Source organism: Streptomyces sp. NPDC001530 (assembly GCF_042894545.1).
GTDB lineage: Bacteria > Actinomycetota > Actinomycetes > Streptomycetales > Streptomycetaceae > Streptomyces.
Window position 1 is genome coordinate 55017 of the sequence record NZ_JBIAVS010000009.1, and the last position, 19583, is coordinate 74599.

At 68.5% G+C, this 19583-nt stretch carries 15 protein-coding genes and 1 pseudogene; 10 read left to right on the forward strand and 6 right to left on the reverse strand.

All coding sequences use genetic code 11. The features are described 5' to 3' along the window. Positions 1-26 precede the first annotated feature (26 nt). From ACFY0T_RS19520 to ACFY0T_RS19530, 3 genes and pseudogenes are all read left to right on the forward strand, one after another. Positions 27-1613: a Na+/H+ antiporter gene (locus ACFY0T_RS19520; protein ID WP_388871684.1), complete on the forward strand. Its 1587-nt coding sequence runs from the start codon at positions 27-29 to the stop codon at positions 1611-1613. A 24-nt stretch (positions 1614-1637) separates the two neighbouring features. Continuing rightward, positions 1638-2573: an NADP-dependent oxidoreductase gene (locus ACFY0T_RS19525; protein WP_388871687.1), complete on the forward strand. Its 936-nt coding sequence runs from the start codon at positions 1638-1640 to the stop codon at positions 2571-2573. 230 nt (positions 2574-2803) lie between these two features. Next, positions 2804-3001, forward strand: a pseudogene (locus tag ACFY0T_RS19530) (CorA family divalent cation transporter); the annotation flags it as partial. Between the two features lie 545 nt (positions 3002-3546). Here the strand turns inward: ACFY0T_RS19530 and ACFY0T_RS19535 are convergent. The 3 genes from ACFY0T_RS19535 to ACFY0T_RS19545 all read right to left on the reverse strand — a co-directional run bounded on the left by ACFY0T_RS19535 (position 3547) and on the right by ACFY0T_RS19545 (position 7624). After that, positions 3547-3840, reverse strand: coding sequence for a putative quinol monooxygenase (locus ACFY0T_RS19535; protein ID WP_388871690.1), 294 nt, complete (start codon positions 3838-3840; stop codon positions 3547-3549). Between the two features lie 28 nt (positions 3841-3868). Continuing rightward, on the reverse strand, positions 3869-6430 hold the full coding sequence (locus ACFY0T_RS19540; RefSeq protein ID WP_388871693.1) for a GH32 C-terminal domain-containing protein: 2562 nt from the start codon (positions 6428-6430) through the stop codon (positions 3869-3871). Positions 6431-6661: 231 nt separating this feature from the next. After that, a complete protein-coding gene (locus ACFY0T_RS19545; protein WP_388871696.1) occupies positions 6662-7624 on the reverse strand; it encodes a carbohydrate kinase in 963 nt (320 codons plus the stop codon). Positions 7625-7873: 249 nt separating this feature from the next. Here ACFY0T_RS19545 and ACFY0T_RS19550 point away from each other — a divergent pair, with 249 nt between their 5' ends. From ACFY0T_RS19550 to ACFY0T_RS19565, 4 genes are all read left to right on the forward strand, one after another. After that, entirely contained in the window at positions 7874-8896 is a 1023-nt protein-coding gene (locus ACFY0T_RS19550) for a sugar ABC transporter substrate-binding protein (RefSeq protein WP_388871699.1), read from the forward strand. Positions 8897-9040: 144 nt separating this feature from the next. Beyond that, complete coding sequence (locus tag ACFY0T_RS19555; protein ID WP_388871701.1) at positions 9041-10036, forward strand: ABC transporter permease; 996 nt, start codon at positions 9041-9043, stop codon at positions 10034-10036. Next, positions 10033-10869 carry an ATP-binding cassette domain-containing protein gene (locus ACFY0T_RS19560; RefSeq protein WP_388871704.1) on the forward strand — a complete coding sequence of 279 codons (837 nt, stop codon included), beginning with the start codon at positions 10033-10035 and terminating at the stop codon, positions 10867-10869. The genes ACFY0T_RS19555 and ACFY0T_RS19560 overlap by 4 nt, the downstream gene beginning before the upstream one ends. Positions 10870-10944: 75 nt before the next feature. Continuing rightward, a complete protein-coding gene (locus ACFY0T_RS19565) occupies positions 10945-11976 on the forward strand; it encodes a LacI family DNA-binding transcriptional regulator (RefSeq protein WP_388871707.1) in 1032 nt (343 codons plus the stop codon). 35 nt (positions 11977-12011) lie between these two features. Here ACFY0T_RS19565 and ACFY0T_RS19570 read toward each other — a convergent pair whose 3' ends face one another. The 3 genes from ACFY0T_RS19570 to ACFY0T_RS19580 all read right to left on the reverse strand — a co-directional run bounded on the left by ACFY0T_RS19570 (position 12012) and on the right by ACFY0T_RS19580 (position 15951). Then, positions 12012-13487, reverse strand: coding sequence for a glycoside hydrolase family 32 protein (locus ACFY0T_RS19570; protein WP_388871710.1), 1476 nt, complete (start codon positions 13485-13487; stop codon positions 12012-12014). Continuing rightward, on the reverse strand, positions 13480-14859 hold the full coding sequence (locus tag ACFY0T_RS19575) for a glycoside hydrolase family 172 protein (protein WP_388871712.1): 1380 nt from the start codon (positions 14857-14859) through the stop codon (positions 13480-13482). Before ACFY0T_RS19575 ends, ACFY0T_RS19570 begins: the two co-directional genes overlap by 8 nt. Positions 14860-14946: 87 nt before the next feature. Continuing rightward, positions 14947-15951, reverse strand: coding sequence for a LacI family DNA-binding transcriptional regulator (locus ACFY0T_RS19580; RefSeq protein ID WP_388871715.1), 1005 nt, complete (start codon positions 15949-15951; stop codon positions 14947-14949). Positions 15952-16392: 441 nt separating this feature from the next. Between ACFY0T_RS19580 and ACFY0T_RS19585 the strand changes: the two genes are divergently transcribed. From ACFY0T_RS19585 to ACFY0T_RS19595, 3 genes are read left to right on the forward strand one after another with little or no spacing between them, the layout of a single operon-like run. After that, positions 16393-17733: an ABC transporter substrate-binding protein gene (locus ACFY0T_RS19585; protein ID WP_388871718.1), complete on the forward strand. Its 1341-nt coding sequence runs from the start codon at positions 16393-16395 to the stop codon at positions 17731-17733. Positions 17734-17780: 47 nt separating this feature from the next. Further along, positions 17781-18656 (forward strand): carbohydrate ABC transporter permease, encoded by an 876-nt coding sequence (locus ACFY0T_RS19590; protein WP_388871721.1) that lies wholly within the window; start codon positions 17781-17783, stop codon positions 18654-18656. Continuing rightward, a complete protein-coding gene (locus ACFY0T_RS19595; RefSeq protein WP_388871724.1) occupies positions 18653-19564 on the forward strand; it encodes a carbohydrate ABC transporter permease in 912 nt (303 codons plus the stop codon). The genes ACFY0T_RS19590 and ACFY0T_RS19595 overlap by 4 nt, the downstream gene beginning before the upstream one ends. The last annotated feature ends 19 nt before the right edge of the window (positions 19565-19583 follow it).

A 19583-nucleotide genomic window follows, 5' to 3' on the forward strand; every position in this document is an offset into this window, starting at 1 on the left:
ACCTTCACCCCTCCAGGAGAAGCACCTTGCTCGGTCTCGAACTCGTCGTGGTCCTGGGCGTGGCCGTGCTGGTGGGCAACGTCGTGGGCCAGCGCCTCGGCATCGCGCCGCCCGTCGTCCTGCTCGTGACGGGTGTGCTCCTGGGGTTCATCCCGGCCGTACGGAACGCCCAACTGCCGCCGGAAGTCGTGCTGTTGCTCTTCCTGCCGGTGCTGCTGTACTGGGAGAGCCTGACCACCTCCCTGCGGGAGATCCGCACCAACCTGCGCGGCATCCTGCAGCTGAGCACCGTACTCGTCATCCTCACCGCCTGGGCCGTCGCCGCGACGGGACACGCCCTCGGACTGCCGTGGGGGCCGGCCTGGGTGCTCGGCGCTGCCATGGCGCCCACGGACGCGACGGCCGTCGGTGTCCTGGCCCGCGCCCTGCCACGCCGTCAGGTCACCGTCCTGCGGGCGGAGAGCCTGGTCAACGACGGTACGGCCCTGGTCGTCTACGGTCTCGCCGTAGGCATCACGGTCGGCGAGGAACACCTGAGCATCCCGCACGTCGGCGGGTTGTTCCTGCTCGCCTACGGCGGCGGAGCCCTGGTCGGGGTGGCGGTCGCGTGGGTCAACATGAACCTGCGGCGCCGCCTGACCGATCCCCTGCTGGGCAACCTGGTCATGATCCTCGCGCCTTTCACCGCATACCTACTGGCCGAACTGGTCGAGGCTTCCGGTGTCCTCGCAGTGGTCGTCAGCGGCCTGATCATGTCCCAGGTCGCCCCGCGCATCATCCAGGCCGAACACCGCACGCAGGCACTGGCGTTCTGGCCGCTTGCCACCTTCATCATCAATGGGGCGCTGTTCGTCCTGGTGGGGGTGGAACTGCAGTACGCGGTCCGCGACCTGGGCCGCGCCGATCTCCAGGACGCGCTGATCGCGGTGGGTGCCATCTGCGTGGTGCTCGTCGCCGTGCGCTTCGCGTTCCTGTACGCCTCCACCTACCTGGTCCGCGCGCTCGACCGCCGCCCCCAGCAACGCATCCTCCGCGTCGGTCACCGGACCCGTGTCGTCAACGGGCTGGCCGGCTTCCGGGGCGCGGTCTCGCTCGCGATGGTGCTCTCGGTGCCGCAGACCCTCGACTCGGGCGAGCCGTTCCCCGACCGCAGCTTCATCGTCTTCGTCACCTCCGGCGTCATCCTCGTGACCCTGGTGGTGCAGGGACTGCTGCTGCCGGTGGCGGTGCGCTGGGCGAAGCTGCTACCCGACACCTCGGTCGACGAAGAACACGACCTCGCCGAGACCACCGCCATCGAAGAGGCGATCAAGGCGATGCCCCAGCTCGCCGCCGACCTGCGGAGCGATCCGAAGATCACCGAATGGCTGCGCCAGGAGTACGAAGCCCACCTGGCATCCGTCCAGGCCAGGAGCGCGGGCGCCCACGACGACCCCGCCGTGCTCCAGCACCAGGACTACCTCGCGCTGCGCCTGGCCCTCATCGCCAACAAACGCTCCACCGTCGTACGGCTCCGCGACGAGCGCCGGATCGACGACACCGTACTGCGCCGCCTGCAGGCCACCCTCGACAGCGAAGAGGTGCGCCTGTCGGGAGGCGCGGCGGTCGAATGACCCATCCCTGAGGAAGGACTTTCCATGAAGGCGATAGGACTGACCGAATTCGGCGGGCCCGAGGTACTGCGGGTCCTGGAGCTTCCGGTCCCCGAGGCCGGGCCAGGCGAGATACGAATACGGGTGCACGCGGCGACGGTCAACCCCGTCGACACGTTGGTACGCCGCGGAATCGCCTTCGTCTCCGACGCCGAGCCGCCCTATGTTCCCGGGATGGACGCGGCGGGCGTGGTCGACCAGATCGGCAAGGGAGTCGACACCGACCTCGCCGTCGGCGACCACGTCATGGCCGTCGTGGTCGTCTCCGGGACGCACGGAGCGTACGCCGAGCACGTGGTAGTGCCCGCCGAGTCGGTGGTCCGCGCCCCTGCGGGCGCAACCGACATCGAGGCCGCCACGCTCCCGATGAACGGACTGACGGCCCACATGGCGCTGGACCTGCTGGAACTTCCCGCGGGCGCCACCGTGGCGGTCACCGGAGCGGCCGGCGCGGTCGGCGGCTACGCCGTCCAGCTGGCCAAGGCGGACGGGTTCCGGGTGATCGCCGACGCGGCACCGAAGGACGAGCAGCTGGTGAAGGACCTCGGCGCCGACGTCGTCCTGCTGCGAGGTACCGATTTCCCAGAACTGGTACGCAAGGAGATACCCGACGGAGTCGACGGCCTCGTCGACACCGTGGGCATCGCCGCCCTCGCCATCCGCGCGGTACGCGACGGCGGCCGGGTGGCATCGTCGGTCGGCGGCGTCCAGGTACCCGCCGAACGCGGCATCGAGACCCGGAACACCTTCGTCCCGCAGTACGCCCGCGAGCACGCCAAGCTCGACCGTCTGCGCGAACTGGCGGAGAAGGGCAGCCTCACCCCGCGGGTCGCGCGGACCCTGCCGGCCGAGCACGCCCCCGAAGCGCACCGGCTGCTGGAGGCAGGCGGCCTCCGGGGGCGAGTGGTGGTCACTTTCTGAGCATCCGATCGGGCTTGTGACCGCCAGACGAATCGAAGGAGCTTCCGCAGCGCGCCCAACCGACCGCAGGCAGGGCCGTTCTCTGGGGAGAATCTGGGGAGTACGAGCGGCTCTGGGGAGCGCGTGGGGAGAACCGACTGCGTAACCCGGCGCCAGCCTGAAAGACCCAGAAAGACGGATCAGCCCAGGCCAGAGACTTGATCAGCGGCATCGCTGCAGGTCAGCGCCACCAGGCAGACAACTTCAAGAAGATCTCCAGCTGGGCGGCGATTCTCTTTGCTCCCACGCTCGTCGGGACCATTTGTGGCATGAATTTCGACCACATGCCGGAGCTCAGCTGGAGCTTCGGATACCCCTTCGCCATCGGCCTGATGGGGGTTGTCTGCGTCAGTTTGTACGTGATCTTCAAGCGGCGGGACTGGCTCTAGAGTCAGGCAATCGCTCCTCAAGCCACTCGCGCTGTTCGCTCTCGCACCTCCTGAAAGTGGAGCCGTAACAGGCTCCGGGGAGCCCCTGGGGAGAAGTGATGCGGGTGCTCTCCTCACCCCCCAACGAGCCCCTGACCAGGGTTTTTAGGCAACCGGCGACGCTGGGGAGAGTCCGGGTAGACTCAGTTTCGCGTCGACGGCGCCAGCGCCCATCACGGGGGCAGGTCAGTCTTCCCTTCCCTGCTCTCAGCAACCTCGCCCCCACGCCCGAGGACATAACGGAGAGTGATAAATCCGCCTCCTCCCCAGACCACTCTTCGTTCATGCGTCCTGCCGTTGCCTCGCAGGCAGCGGTTCTCCCGGGCGCGCAGGCGCGGCAGGCTCGATGGTCGCCAACGGACTGTTCAAGGGGGAAGTACACCAGGGGCGGGACACGGACCGGGCCGCGCGGCGTGGCGTGAGGCTTCTCAAGCGCTCGGCCGCGGCCCGCATCAGCCCCAACGGTTCGTTGTGGTGGCCGGGCCCGCAAAGTGGGCCCGGCACACTCAGGCCACCTGATCGAGGAAGGTCAGCACGGAGGCGTCCTCTTCGATCAGCGGGGCGAGTGCGGCGTTGAACGGGCCGCCGTACGGGGCCTTCAGGTGCGCCTGGAACGCGTCCTCGTCCCGGTACACCTCGAAGATCCAGTAGGCGCGCGCGTTGGATGCCTTGGTGTAGACGTCGAAGGCGAGGTTGCCGTCTTCCTCGCGTACCTTCTGGGCGTAGTCCAGGATCAGGCGGGCGACCTCGTCCTCCGCTCCCTCGCGGGCGGTGAACTCGGCGAGCAGGGTCTTGTTCACGGTGATGTGTCCTCTGTGGTCGGTCGGGTCAGTCGCGGTAGGAGTCGAGGCGCCAGACGCGGGCCTGGTCCAACTTCACCGAGCCGTTCCCGGCGAAGACCTGCACTCCCTGGCTGGCGGGGTCGGGGAAGATCTGGTCGGTGATGACCGCCTCGCCGCTGCCGCCGAAGACCTCGACGGAAGACCAGTCGACGAGGATCCGCAGCTTCACCTTGCCGTTCTTGGCCTGCAGCGGTGCTCGCTGGACGCCGGGGAAGGCGCTGTTGAAGTCCACGGCACCGGAGCGGGTTCGGTCGACGTACAACTCCTGAGTCGTGGTGTCGTAGCCGATGACGGTCTCCTCGCCCCCGGCGCCGGTGCGCACCTTCAGCCCGAAGCGTTCGGCGTCCTTGAGGGAGAAGGTCGCCTCGATGTCGAGTGCCTTGCCCCTGGCCGCAGAGCCGATCAGGGGCTGTGAGGAGCTTGTGACGGTGACGCCGGCCGCCGTCGCCGGGCTCTCCTCCCGGAGGGACGCCAGGCTGTTGACCGGCTCACTCGTCAGCCGGATCCGGCCGTCGACGGTGCGCAGGGCCATCTCCCGGGGGGCGCTTTGCGCGCCGCGCCAGGGGGAGGTGGGAATGGCGCCGCTGTAGTCCCAGTTGTTCATCCAGCCGATCATGTACCGCTTGCCGCCCGGCACGTTCTCCCAGGACACCGCCGCGTAGTAGTCCTTGCCGTAGTCGGCCCAGTCGGCGCGCTGCACGACGGACTTGGCGGGCTTTTCGGCGGCGGTGAACCGGTCGGCCAGGATGTGGCCCCAGCCGGCGGTGTTCATGTCGACGATCTGGATGCGCGCCGTCTTGCCGGCGTAGGGACGCAGGTCGAAGGAGGCCCAGTCCAGGGTCTCGCTGTGGGAGCCGGTCGCGCTGCGGACGACCTGACCGTCGACGATCAGGTTGACGGATGTCTCCTGGGAGACGGGCTGGGCCTTGGTGTCGGACAGCATCATGTGGTCGACGTTGATGTGCCCCCAGCCGCCGGTGTTGTCGTCGACGATCCTGATCTGCGCCTTCTTGCCCGCGAGGTCCTTGACCTCCCAGGAAGCCCAGTTGAGCGTCTCGGCGTCCTTTCCGGTGGCGCTGCGCACCACCTGGCCATCGACGAGGAGTTCGACAGCGGTGGGGTCGGCGGAGCCGGCGGGGTGGTTGCCGCCACCGACGAGGAAGTTGACGTAGTCCTTGTCGATGGTGAATTCATGGGAGGCGAGGATGCCGGTGGTGGAGTCTCCGTTCAGGTAGGTGTTGACCAGGCCGCTGCCCAGGTATCCAGAGACTTCCTGCTGGTTGGGGAGGGTGCCGGTGGCCGGTGCCGTGCCGAAGGCGTCCCCGGTCGTCGTCCAGTCGCCGTAGCTGCCGCCTTCGAAGTCGGCGAGGACCGTCCCCTCGGGCGGAGGTCCCTGCTCCATGACGGTTCCGGGCTCGTGCGGGTGCCGTCCGCCGCCGACCTTGAAGTTCAGGTAGGAGCTGTCGACGGTGAATTCGGGTGAGGTGAGGGTGCCGGTGGTGCCATCACCTGCGTGGAAGCTGTTGGCGAGGCCCTTGCCGTCGAAGCCGTCGACGGTCCCCTGCCCGTCCAGCGCCCCGGCCGCTGGTCCCTCGCCGAACGCGCTGCCGGTCGTCGTCCACGTACCGAAGTCGGTGCTCTCGAAGTCCTGCACCACCGTGCCGGCGGGCGGGGTGTAGGTGCCCTTGTCCTCGGCGGTGAACTTCTTGCCGTCGAAGTCGCCGACGAAGTACTGGGCACCCGAACCACCCGCGATACCACCGGGGTTGATGTTGACGACCAGGACCCACTTGATGTCGTTCTCGTCCCCGCCGACCGCGAGGGGGAACAGGTCGGGGCACTCCCACACGCCGCCCGTCGCGCCGGCCGGCCCGAACTCGCTGAGCAGGTTCCAGTCCTTGAGGTTCTTCGACGAGTAGAACTGCACCTTGTGCTCGGTGGACAGCGAGACCGTCATCAGCCAGCTCTTGGTCGGCTCGTACCACTGGACCTTGGGGTCACGGAACTCTCTGGAGCCGATGTCGAGGACGGGATTGCCCTGGTATTTGGTCCAGGTGCGGCCGCGGTCGGTGCTGTAGGCGAGCGACTGGGCCTGCGTGCCCGTGTCCTTGGCGTAGCTGGTGTAGATCGCCACCATGGGCGGGTTCTTCTTCGTGCCGAATCCGGTGGTGTTGTTCCAGTCGACGACCGCGCTGCCGGAGAACACCATCTCCTTGTCGTCGTACGACAGGGCGAGCGGCAGCTCCTTCCAGTGCACGAGGTCCGTACTCACCGCGTGGCCCCAGGACATGTCGCCCCAGGAGTTGCCGCGCGGGTTGTACTGGTAGAAGAGGTGGTACTCGCCCTTGTAGTACACGAGGCCGTTGGGGTCGTTCATCCAGTTCTTCTCCGGGGTGAAGTGGAACTGGGGTCTGTAGGTCTCGGAGTACGGCGGGGTGTCGGCAGCGGCGGCCCGGGGGGCCAGCGGGGCTGCGGACAGGGCGCAGAAGGTCGCCACCGCCGCGATCATCCGTGTGCGGGCATGCCGGGATACACGTCCAGAGCTCATGGTGTCTCCTGTGTCTCCTGTGCCGCGGCCGTCCGCGCAGCGGAGCCTGCTGCACGGCGCGGACCGACCGAAGAGTGACGTCTTGTCAGCGCCGTCGTCCGCGACGCCGACAAGGGGTGTCATCGTTGACTTGTGTCATCGATGACATCAAGTGGCCCGATGATGGGGGCAATCCGGCCCATGCGTCAACCGGTTCGGGCGTGATGTACCCCTACGCGGCCCGCCTGCCCGTCATACGCCGTCGGCTGTGGCGAGTTGCGTCAACTGGCTCTGCCACGGCGGATTGGGACCAGCAACCGAGCAGGTCAGAGCCGCGACCTGAGCGGCAAACCGGCAGGCCTCCGCGACATCGTCCAGAGGGAGTTCCGTCAGCCGGCCACCGAGGAGTCCGCGGGCGCCGAGGTGGTGCAGCAGCCCGGCGGTGAAGGAGTCCCCCGCCCCGACCGTGTCGACGACCTTCGTCGCCACCGCGGGCACCTGAATCCGTTCGCCGTCGAGTGAGGCCACGGCGCCGTCGGCACCGCGCGTGATCACGACGAGCCGCGCCCCGGCCGCGTGCCAGATGTCGCACGCCTGCTCGGGGGGCGTGTCCGGCAGCAGGAGTTCCAGGTCGTCCTCACTCAGCCGGAGCACGTCGGCGAGGGCGCACCAGTGCGCCAGCCGGGCGCGGTAGACGTCAGGGTGCACCAGTAGCGGCCGGACATTTGGGTCGATACTGATGGTTGCTTGAGGGGCGGCCGCCGCCAGGAAGTCCTCCACCGCCGCCGCCCCGGGCTCCCGGACCAGGGCCAGGGATCCGGTGTGCACACAGGCGGCTCCGGACAGGTCCACCCGCGCCAGTTCCTCGGTCGTCCACTGCCAGTCGGCGGTGTTCTGCGCATGGAAGGAGAACGCGGCCTGCCCCTGGGCGTCCAGCTCCGCCACGGCCAGTGTGCTGGGCTCCGCGGCCGGGACGGCGCTCGACAGGTCCACCCTGGACGCCTCCAAGTGGGCGCGGAACAGGCGGCCGAACACGTCGCCGGACAACCGCGCGAGGAAGCGGGCCGGGGTACCAAGGCGGGCCAGGGCCACCGCCGTATTCGCAGGTCCGCCGCCGGGCAGCACGCGCAGGGCGAGTTCGTTCGAGGTGCTTGCGGGTTCGGCGAACGCGTCCGCGACGCACTCTCCCAGGACGGTGATCTGACGCGAGGTCATGGGCTGCTCTTCTCTGACGAACGTACGGGCGAACCGGGTGCGTCGTGGCACAGCTGCCGGACGGCTACGGGTGGGTGGCGGCCGCGGGCGTTGCCGATTTGTGACGAGTGCAGGGCATTGACGTTTCCGGGAGACGGAGTCCATCATCCTCGCCATGCAGTGTCAACGATGACATAAGTCAACGATGACACCTCGGGACGGCATGCTCCGATGCCGGCCGCGCCGCTCGCAATCCCGCAGGAGTCGTTCATGTCTCGCACCCCTCGTCTGCCCCTCTCTCTCCTCAGAGTCGCTGCGTGCACGGGCATCGCAGCCCTCACCCTGACGGCCTGCGGATCCGGCTCCGGATCCGATTCCGCCAGCACCGGTTCGGGCAGCGTGAAGGTGGGTCTGATCACCAAGACCGACACCAATCCGTTCTTCGTGAAGATGAAGGAGGGCGCGGAGAAGTCCGCCAAGGAAAACGGCGCCCAACTGGTCACCGCTGCAGGCAAGTTCGACGGCGACAACGCCGGTCAGGTCACGGCCATCGAGAACATGGTCGCCTCCGGCGTGAAGGGCATCCTGATCACCCCGAGCGACTCCAAGGCCATCGTGCCCGCGATCGCGAAGGCCCGCGCCAAGGGTGTGCTGGTCATCGCCCTGGACACCCCGACCGAGCCGGACAGCGCGGTCGACGCCCTCTTCGCCACCGACAACCTCAAGGCCGGCGAGCTGATCGGCGAGTACGCCAAGGCAGCGATGAAGGGCAAGGCCGCCAAGATAGCCACCCTCGACCTCGCGCCAGGTGTCTCCGTCGGCGTCCAGCGGCACAACGGCTTCCTCAAGGGCTTCGGCATCGAGGAGAAGGACCCGGCGGTCGTCTGCTCCCAGGACACCGGGGGCGACCAGGCCAAGGGCCAGACGGCGATGGAGAACTGCCTCCAGAAGGAGCCGGACATCAACGTCGTCTACACCATCAACGAACCTGCCGCGCTGGGCGCGTACACCGCGCTCAAGGCCAAGGGCCGGGAGAAGGACGTGCTGATCGTCTCCGTCGACGGCGGCTGCACCGGGACCCAGGCGGTCAAGGACGGCAAGATCGCCGCAACGTCTCAGCAGTACCCGCTGAAGATGGCCGCCGAGGGCGTCAAGGCCGTAGTGACGTACGCCAAGGACGGCAAGAAGGCGTCCGGTTACACCGACACGGGCGTCACCCTGATCTCCGACAAGGCGCAGGACGGGGTCGCGTCCAAGGACACCGCCTACGGCCTGGAGAACTGCTGGGGCTGAGCCGCCCCGAGGACCGTACGACACCGCCTCTCCCCTCAGCGGGGCGGCCGGCCCCTCCTCCCCGACCGGGGACGACCGCCCCCTTGTCCTCTTGTCCTCCGACAAGGAGTGACAACGACTTCTGTCTTCCGACAAGGACTTCGCATGACAGCCACGACCACGCCGTACGCCGAGCTCAAAGCACCGACCACGGCCCGCAGACTGCTCACGGCACCGACCACCGGCCCGCTGGTCGCCCTCCTCCTGGCCTGCGTCTTCTTCTCCCTCTCGACCGACCAGTTCCTCACGGGCGGCAACTTCTCGCTGATCGTGCAGCAGGTCATGGTCGTCGGCACCCTCGCCATCGGACAGACCCTGATCATCCTCACGGCGGGCATCGACCTGTCGTGCGGTGCCGTGATGGCGTTCGGCAGCATCGTGATCGCCAAGATGGCCGCCGAGGGCTCCCTGCCCCCGCTCGTCGCCATCGCTCTGGGCATAGCCGTCTGCGGCGGCTTCGGGCTGCTCAACGGGCTGCTGGTGCAGAAGATCCCGCTGCCGCCGTTCATCGTCACGCTCGGCATGCTCAACGTGGCGTTCGCGCTGACCCACATCTACTCCGAGGAGCAGACGGTCACCAGCCTGCCCGGCCCGCTGACGGCCCTAGGGCAGACCTTCCCGCTCGGCCACACCGACATCACCTACGGCTCCCTGGTCACCATCGCCCTGTTCCTCCTCCTCGCCTACGCGCTGAGCAGCACCGGCTGGGGCCGACACGTCTACGCGCTGGGCAACAGCCAGGAAGCGGCGCGGCTGAACGGCATCCGCACCTCCCGGCTGACCATCGGCGTCTACACCGTGGCCGGCCTCCTCTACGGCATCGCCGCCCTGCTGCTCATCTCCCGCACCGGAGTCGGCGACCCCCAGGCAGGACAGACCGACAACCTCGACAGCATCACCGCCGTGGTCCTCGGCGGCACCAGCCTCTTCGGCGGACGCGGATCGGTCCTGGGCACCTTCATCGGCGTCCTCATCGTCGGCGTCTTCCGCAACGGTCTGCAGCTGATGGGCGTCGCCTCCATCTACCAGACCCTGATCACCGGAATCCTGGTGATCCTCGCGGTGACCGTCGACCAGATCTCCCGGAAGAAGGCCCGATGACCGCCACGTCCTCCCCCACCCCCGTGCTACAGGCCCGCGGTCTGGTCAAGCGCTACGGCCACGTCACCGCCATCGACGGCGCCGACTTCGACCTGCTGCCCGGCGAGGTCCTCGCCGTCATCGGCGACAACGGAGCCGGCAAGACCAGCCTGATCAAGGCGCTCACCGGCGCGGTGGTCCCCGACGCGGGCGAGATACGCCTCAACGGCGAACCCATCCAGTTCTCCGGTCCGCAAAGCGCACGCGCCCACGGCATCGAGACGGTCTATCAGGACCTCGCCGTGGCCGCCTCCATGGACATCGCCTCGAACATGTTCCTCGGGCGCGAGCTCCGCCGCCACGGCGTCCTCGGCAGTGTCTTCCGCATGCTGGACAAGAAGCGCATGCGCCAGGAGGCCGCCGAGCACATGGCCGACCTGAAGATCGGCCTGCGCTCGCTGACACAGTCGGTCGAGACCCTCTCCGGCGGACAGCGGCAGGCCGTCGCGGTCGCCCGTTCCGTCGCCTGGGCCCGCAGCGTCGTCGTCATGGACGAACCCACCGCCGCCCTCGGTGTCAAGGAATCCGGCCAGGTCCTGGACCTCATCCGCCGCGTCCGGGACAAGGGCATGCCGGTCGTCCTGATCAGCCACAACATGCCGCACGTCTTCGAGATCGCCGACCGGATCCACGTCCACCGACTCGGCCGGCGCGCTGCCATGATCAAGCCCTCCGACTACTCCATGGCGGAGGTCGTCGCCATCATGACCGGCGCGCTCACCGTCGATGAGGCCGGAGGTACTGTCGTAGCGGATTCCGAGGCGGCGAAGGCCGCAGGCGTCCAGGCCAACTGACGTACAGCTGAAGCACTCACAGGTTCCGGCCGAGGCCGCGGCCGGAACCGACGAGCACAGGAGACTGTTTCCTCCATGGCAGCGAACCGCCGCCCCACCCTGGCAGACGTCGCCCGAGAAGTGGGCGTCAGCGCCAAGACCGTCTCCCGTGTCCTCAACGAGGACGGACCCGCCTCGGCCCGGACCAGGGAACAGGTTCTCGCCGCCGTGGCCAAGCTCGGCTTCCAGCCGAACCTCATGGCCCGCAACATCCGCGTCGGCGGACCGGACACCACCATCGGACTGGTCATCCCCGACCTCGGCAACCCCTTCTTCGGTGCCGTGGCCAGAAGCATCGAGGACACGGTCCGCGACCGCGGCCTGACCCTGCTCATGGGCTCCTCCGCAGACGATCCCGACCGCGAACGCGCATTGACGGACAAGTTCCTCGCGCGCCGCGTCAGCATCCTGATGGTCGTGCCGTCCGTCGGCGCCGACCACTCACACCTCAAGAGCCACCGCACCGCGGGCCTGCCCGTCGTCTTCGTCGACCGTCCGGGCGCGGGCCTGGCCACGGACAGCGTCGTCAGCACCAACCGCGCGGGCGCCCACGAGGGCGTCGCCCACCTCATCGCCCACGGCCACCGGCGCATCGGCTTCATCGGCGACCTTCCCACCAAGCTCTACACACGCCGCGAGCGCCTGGCCGGATACCGCGCGGCCCTGCAGGAAGCCGGCCTCCCCTACGACCGCTCCCTGGTCACCAACGCCCACGACCAGCACGGGGCCTCCGCCGCCACGTCCCAGCTACTGGGCCTGGCGGATCCCCCCACCGCGCTGTTCGCCGGCAACAACATCGTCGCGCTGGGGATAGTCGCCGAACTCGCCCGCAGCAAGCGGAAGGACGTCGCCGTCGTCGCCTTCGACGACGTGGAGCTTGCCGAGGCACTCGAACCGGCCCTGACGGTCGTCGCCCAGGACCCCGAGGAAATCGGCCGATCGGCAGCGACGACCGCCCTGGCCCGCCTGGACGGCGACCGCTCCCGCGCCCGCACCATCACCGTCCCCACCCGACTGATCGTCCGGGGCTCGGCCGAGCTCCCTGCTCCGGTGCTGCCGGAGGCTTGATCCTCTCGGCGGGAAGCGCCGCTTGCCAGTTCGGCTCACACCGGTGCGGTCAGATCCCACGCCTCGACCGCGTACGCGGCGGACGCCACGCTCATGGTGCCCATCTGCACGCGCCAAGGGCCCTCGCCGACAGGGTAGAAGCGCACGGTGAGGGTGCGGCCAGAGGCGGTGAAGACTTCGGCGACCGAGTGGTCCAGCAGGATCCGCAGGGTCGCCGTGCGCCCTTCCGGCGGGAGGTGCCAACGGCCGCCCTTCGCACGGGGGTCGAGGGAGGCGCGGTCGCGGTCGACGACCAACTCACCGCTGGCCGGATCGTGGAGGACATCGAGGTGTTCCGTTCCGTCCGGTGAGGTGAGCAGCCGGAAGTGTCCGCCGCGTTCCAGGGTCACCGTCAGGTCGGTTGCCCGGGCCACCTCGCCGAGGTCCTCCCCCTGCCCCGCACGCGCCTCGCCGGCGGCGGCGATCCTGCGCTCGCCGCGCAGGGCGAGCAGTTCGCGGGCCGGCCGGTGGATCAACTCGCCGCCCGTGCCCGGTGCCAGTTCACGGGGCAGCGACAGCATCCCCGCCCAGCCGGCCTCGTCGGTCCAGGTGCTGGGGGCGCCGACACGTTCTTCGTCCCTGGCCTCCCAGATCCAGGCCCACATCAGCCAGCGCCCATCGGGCGCCCGGAGCAAGGCGGGAGCGTAGAAGTCGGGGCCGTGGTCGAGGAGCCTGGGCGCCGTGGCGCGGAACTCACCGTCCTGTTCGCGGCCTGGCCAGTAGACGACGCAACTCGCACCGTCCTCCGGGTCCCAGGCGCTGGCGAGGACGGCCCCGGTGCCGTCGGGGAAGGCGGCGTACTGGGCGCACTCCCAGCCTTCCTCGGTGTTGCGGCCACCGGGCAGCAGATGGGGTGGGCGGGCCAGGAAGACCCCCTGGTAGTGCCAGTCGTCGAGGTCGTCGGAGGCGTATTCCAGGGCGGCTCCGCGCCCGTCGGCGAGGGCGGCGCCGACGAGCATCCGCCATCGGTCACCGTCCCTCCACACGTAGGGGTCGCGGAACATGGTCGTCCCGGCGGGCGGTTCGGGGACCAGCAGCCAGCCGCGCTTCGTGAACGTCGTACCGCCGTCGTAGGAGACCGCGGAGGTCACCGGCTGATGCCAACGCCCGGGGTGGCGGGCGGAGTAGAAGGCGGTGAGGCGGCCGTCGTGCGAGACCGCGTTGCCCGACCAGACCCCGCCCTGGTCGTCGCCGCCGGGCGTGGGGGCCAGGGCCACCGGCATGAGCTCCCAGTGGATGAGGTCCGAGCTGCGGAAGTGGCCCCAGTGCATGTCGGCGTGGCGGGCGCTGTGCGGGTTGTGCTGGAAGTAGACGTGGTAGTGGCCGTCGTGGAAGACCAGGCCGTTGGGGTCGTTGACCCAGTGCGCCGGCGGGCGCAGGTGGACGGCCGGGAAGTGCGGGTCGGCTGTGGACGGGCGCCCGCCGGAAGCGGCGGCCTCTGGAGCGAGGGCTGCGGGTCGGGTGTCAGCCATGGGCACGCTCGTCGTAGCGGCGGCGGACGACGGCGGCCTGTTTGATGTTGGCCTCGGACTCCTGGAGCGAGCGTTCGCCGCGCTGCCGGGTGCGCTCGGCGAGGTGCTCCAGGTGGCGTTCGAAGCGGGCCTGGTACTTCTCGCGCATCACGGCGATCTCCTCGGCGACCGTGCCGGTGCGTGGTGCGGCGGCGGGCATCGGCTGGCCGGCGGGGCGCACGGGAAGGCGCTGCTCCAGCGGCAGGATGGTGGCCTTCGGGGAGGGCAGGGTCTGGTACCAGTACGCGGTCGAGGCCCAGTCGTCGGCGAGGTGGTTGCCGTGGCCGTGCTCGATCGAGACCTTGATGCGCTCCTCGAAGCGGACCGGATCGGCCACGTGGAGGCGGTAGTTGACCGAGTAGCCGGGGACGTCGGCCTCGTGGACGATCGCGCCGTGGTAGAGGTAGGCGTTCTTCTGCATCCCCCAGGCGTGGTTGAAGTAGTCCTCGGTGCCGGTGCCGTGCAGGGAGGGCGGCCAGCTGGTGGAGCCGTCGGGCAGGAAGTCGTCGTCGATCCAGATCATGTCGTTGCCCTCGCCCCACCAACTGCCCTGCCGGTGGTGGACGGAGAGGTTGCAGCCGACGTAGTGGCCACGGCCCTCGGTTTCGAGGATGAGGTAGTTGTCCTCGCCCGTGAGGTCGGCGATGTTGACCTCGGGGCTGTTGGTCTGGATGTCGGGGGCCCAGCCGTTGCAGGGGTTGTTGCGGTTCCAGCGGGCGTGGAAGTACAGGGTGTCGTCCGGCAGAGGGTCCGGGAACAGCTCGTAGTCGATGTAGAAGTACTGCTGGATCGGCAGGTCGTTCTCGTTGACCAGCTCGATCCGCGCGCGCCTGTTGAAGGGCATCGGCGCCCAGCAGTTCAGGGCCGCGCTGCCACCGAAGATCAGTGATTCCTCCGGCTTGGCGGACACGGTGAACAGGGCCGACTGGTAGCTGTTGGGCAGGCAGTGGCCGATACCGAAGAAGTCGCCGAGCGGGACGAGGACGGCGGGCTCCTCCTCGTCGTCCCAGGTAATCCGGATGAGGACCTTGCGGTAGTAATCGGGATCCGGTTCCTCCCAGTTGACGCCGAGCGCGTTGTGGATCTCCATCACGGGGGCCACGGTGTCGGCCTCCAGCGGGTCGATCAGGCCGGGGCCGAGGGCGCGACGGCAGAACTGGGTCATCCAGATGTGGGTGATCCGGCCGGGGCCCTCGAGGTCGGCGAGGACTCGGCTGGAGTGGGCGGGAGTGGTCCAGTAGTCCTGGTTGCGGCCGCGCTGGTCCCAGCTGGAGACGCGGGCGGTGCGGGCCGTCGTGGGGCGGGTGAGGTGTTCGAGGGCAGAGGAAGGCATGGGAAACTGGTCCCTTCAGTGATGGTTCGTCGCTGAACTCGGGCGGCGGGAGACTGGACCTCTCCCGCGGCCCCTTCGAGATGGGTCTCAGGCCGGGCAACCGCAGGATTCGCGGTACGTGATCTCCGGCTCCAGGCGGATGGTCCGGGGACGAGACGTGAGCGTGCCGGCGATGCGGCTGAGCAGCAGCTGCATCGCCGTGGCACCGATCTCGTGGGCCGGCTGGGTGACCGTGGTGATGCCGGGGCGGAACAGGTCCGTGTGGGGGAAGCCGTCGAAGGTGGCGAAGGCGAAGTCCTCCGGAGTGGCCAGCCCCAGCCCCTTCGCCGCTTCGAGCACGCCCACGGCGGTCTCGGTACTGGAGGCGACCACCGCCGACGGCGCCTGAGGCTGCCGCAGCACGCCCAGCATGCGCTCGCGGGTGTCGTCCGCACGGCCACTGCCCGTGACGATCAGGGCGTCGTCAGCGGTGATACCCGCCTCGTCGAGCGCTTCGAGGTAGCCTCGCCGCCGCTCCGCGATGGTGGACACACCGGTGTCGCCCGCGGCCAGCGCGATCCGCCGGTGGCCGTGCGCCACCAGGTGCAGCACCAATTCCCGCATGGGTGCTGTGTTCTCCACCCCCACCTGATCCGCCCGGACACCGCCCAGCCGGTCCATCAGGACGACCGGGGTGCCCTGGTCGATGACCGCAGCGATGGCCTCGCGGTGGGACCGGGCGACCGGGGCGATGAGGAGGCCGTCGACCCGGCGCTCGGCGAGGACCTCCAGCGCGCGGGCCTCCAGTTCGGCGTCCTCGCCGGAGTTGGCCAGCAGCACGGTGCAGCCGGCGCCCATGGCCTCCCGCTCGACACCGCGGGCCATGGCGGCGAAGGCGGGCTCGGCCACGTCCGTGAGGATCAGTCCGATGGAGTCGGTGCGCGAGCGGCGCAGAGCACGAGCGAGGCTGTCGCGCCGGTAGCCCGTAGCCCTGACCGCCTCCTCGACGCGGGTGCGGGTCTCGTCGCGGACCGGCCGCGTGCCGTTGATGACGTGCGACACGGTGGACGTGGAAACGCCAGCCATCCGTGCGACATCGGAGATCGTCGCCACTGCCGCCTCCACACCTCCTCAAGTCATCGGACCGGATCCGCGATCCAGTCCGTCCGTTCCATGGGTTCCGTCGGTCCACGCTTCCCTACGATCTATCGGTCCGTGGGTCCGCCGTCCATTCGCTGCGTCCGCCCCATGGGCTCATCGAAACGATTGCGCAGACCTTCGCACGCTCCGACGATGGCCGTCAATGGCCATGACCAGCGAAGAGACTTCCCATCTCGGAAACTTCTCCGACACACGGTATTGACAGCCCAGACGTCCCGAGTACCTTTCATCGAAACGTTTGCGTCAGGGCCGTACGACGGTCCTCACGACGAACGCCCGAGCGCACCGGACCTCCATCCCGGACCCGACGGCCCGTACAGATCAGCGCCCCGGAGCCCTCGTCTCCCCCACGCCGGTTTCCGCCTCACCCCGTTCCCGGAAGGCAGCAGCACCATGGCGACCTCTCCTCAGCACGCGCACCTCCCGCCGAGACAGCGCTCCGGCATCTCGCGCCGACTCCTGATCACCGCCACCGCGAGCGCCCTGCTCGCCACCGCCACGGCCTGCGGCTCGGCGGTGAACACCACAGGCGAGTCGTCGTCGGACGGTCTGATCACGCTGTCCATGCACAACCCGGACAGCAAGACGCAGGACCCGGCGACCTACCAGCTGGTCCAGGAGTTCAACGCGAAGCACCCCGACATGAAGATCAAGCTGGAGGGCCAGCCGGTCGACCAGCACGAGCAGCGGATGACCATCGCGGCGCAGAGCGGCACGCTGCCGGAGATCTTCTGGGTGTACGACACGCTCGCGAAGACCATGGTCAAGAACGGCAACCTGCTGGACCTCACCCCGATCCTCGCCGAGAACGGCCTCAAGGCGAACTTCGCCCCGAGCATGCTCGCCGGATTCCGACAGGACGGCATCCAGTACGGCGTCCCGTACCAGGCGCTGATCACCGGCTTCTACTACAACAAGGACGTACTGCGCGAGCACGGGGTCGCCGTCCCCGAGACGTTCGACGACCTGCTCGCCGCGGTGAAGAAGCTCAAGGCCGCGGGCGTGGTGCCGATCGCGCAGGGAGCGAACAACTCCTCGTTCAGCGTCTGGGCCTTCCTCACCATGCTCGATCGCTTCGGATACGAGCAGAAGTACCCGGACATCCTTGCCGGCAAGGCCCGTTACGACAACGCCGACTTCCTGCGCCTGTACGAGCACGTGCGCGAGCTCGCCAAGGCGGGCGCCTTCCCGGCCAACATGAGCACCCAGACGTACGCGCAGGCCGTCGCCTCGTACACGGCCGGCAAGGCGGCATTCCTCGACGCGGGTGTCTGGGAGGCGGAGAAGATCCAGAAGAGCCAGGTGGGCAAGAGCACCGGCTTCTGGGCCGGCCCGACCTTCTCCGACGGCGTCGGAGACCAGAAGCTCGTCATGAACGTCCCCTCGGCGCCGTTCGTGGTGAGCGCCAAGGTGAAGGAGGACAAGAAGAAGTACGCCGCGGTGAAGGCGTTCATCCAGTTCTACTACAGCGACGCGGGCCAGAAGATCCTCGTCGACAACGCCCAGCCGCCGGTCACCACGTACAAGCCGGACATCGACAGCGCGAAGGACCCCGTCTTCGCCGCCGTCCTCGCCGAAGCGGCCAAGTCCGGCTGGAAGAGCCCCAAGGCCCAGCCCGACCTGGTCGTCTCCGCGGCCACCGCCAGCGCCATGTACGACAGCTTCTACGGGGTCATGGGCGGCAGCCTCAGCCCCGAAGAGGCCGCACGGAACGTCCAGAAGACCATCAAGTAGCCGTCCGCAGCAGCCCACCCCGGCATGCCTGGAACGACAGGAACGGCATGAACTGGCTCACCACGCGCCGACACTTCGCCCTCATGGTCGCGCCGGCCCTCCTCATCTACAGCGTGTACATGATCTACCCGATCCTGTACTCGCTCTACTACAGCTTCACGAACTACGACGGCGTCTCCGCCACCGCCTTCACCGGCCTCGACAACTACCGGCACATGGCGCAGGACGACGCCTTCTGGACCTCCCTGCGCAACACCGGAATCATCCTCGGCATCGCCCTGTTCCTGCTGATCCCCCTGGGCTTCCTGCTCGCGGTGCTACTCAGCGGTCGGGTCCGGGGCAGCGGCGCACTGCGGGCGCTCGTCTTCGCCCCGGCCATCGTCGCGCCGATCCTCGTCGGACTGATCTGGATCTTCATCCTGGACCCGCAGATCGGTCTGGTGAACGCGTTCCTGCTGGCGATCGGCGTGCCCGCACACCCGCAGTGGATCGGCGGTCCCACGCTGAGTCCGTACTCGATCGCCTTCGTCTACCTCTGGCAGCAGATCGGCTTCGTGCTCACCATTTTCTACGCGGGCATCCGCATGCTGCCGCGCGACGTGCTGGAGGCCGGCAGCCTGGACGGCGCGTCGCGATGGCAGCAGCTGCGGCACATCCAGATCCCCATGCTGCGCGAGACGTTCGGCATCGTGACCGCCCTCGTCGTCACCGGCGTCTTCAAGGTCTTCGAACTCGCCTACGCGCTCACCGGCGGCGGCCCCGTCCACCTCTCCGAGGTCATGGTCAGCTACATGTACCACATCACCTTCACCACCCAGCAGTACGGCTACGGCATGGCCCTGGCGGTAGTGGTGTTCGTGGTCGGCTCGCTCGCCTCCGCGGCCACGTTCCTCGGCAACCGCCGAAGGGAGACGCAGAGTTGAGCACCGACACCGAGTCCGGGGTCCGCACCCGGCCGGCGCCCGCACCCGTCCGGAAGGACCTCCCGCGCACGGCGCGGCGCCGCAGCCGCGGCGTGATCGTCGCCTCGGCGGCCGCCTACCTGATCACCTTCGTGATCCTGTTCCCGCTGCTGTGGATCATGCTGCTGTCGTTCCAGACGAACGACAACATCCTGGCCCACCCGTTCTCCCTCTCCGACCTCACCCTGGCCAACTACCAGCAGGCCCTGAAGACCCTCAACCTGCTGGTGATGTACAAGAACACCCTGATCCTGGCCGTCGTCTCGGTCACGGTCGGACTGGTCATCTCCTACATGGCGGCGTTCGCGCTCACCCGCATGGTCTTCCGCAGAGGCGGTCACCGCACGCAGAACGCCCTCCGGTACTACTTCCTCGCCGGACTCGCCATCCCCGTCTACATCCTGCTGTTCCCGGTGTACCGGATCGACATCGCCTTCGGCCTGTTCGGCACCTACCTCGCCCTGATCCTGCCGTACATCGCCGTCACGATTCCCTTCAACATCCTGCTGCTGACCGGGTTCCTGCGGGACTTCCCGGAAGAGATAGAGCAGGCCGCGGTGATGGACGGCGTCGGGCTGTGGCGCATGGCCTGGAAGGTCGTCTTCCCGCTCATGCGGCCGGTCGCCGCCACCCTCGCGATCCTCAACGTCATCTACGTCTGGAACGAGTTCCCCTTCGCGGTCACACTCATCAACGACCCCACACTCACCACCGTGTCCCTGGGGATCTCCCAGTTCCAGGGCGTCTACAGCGTCGACTACGGCGCCATGATGGCGTCCGCCACCCTCGTCCTGTTGCCGCAGCTGGTGATCTACGCGGCCTTCCAGAAGCAGGTCATCGCGGGTATGACCGCGGGCGCCGTCCGCTGACCTCCGCATGCCACACACC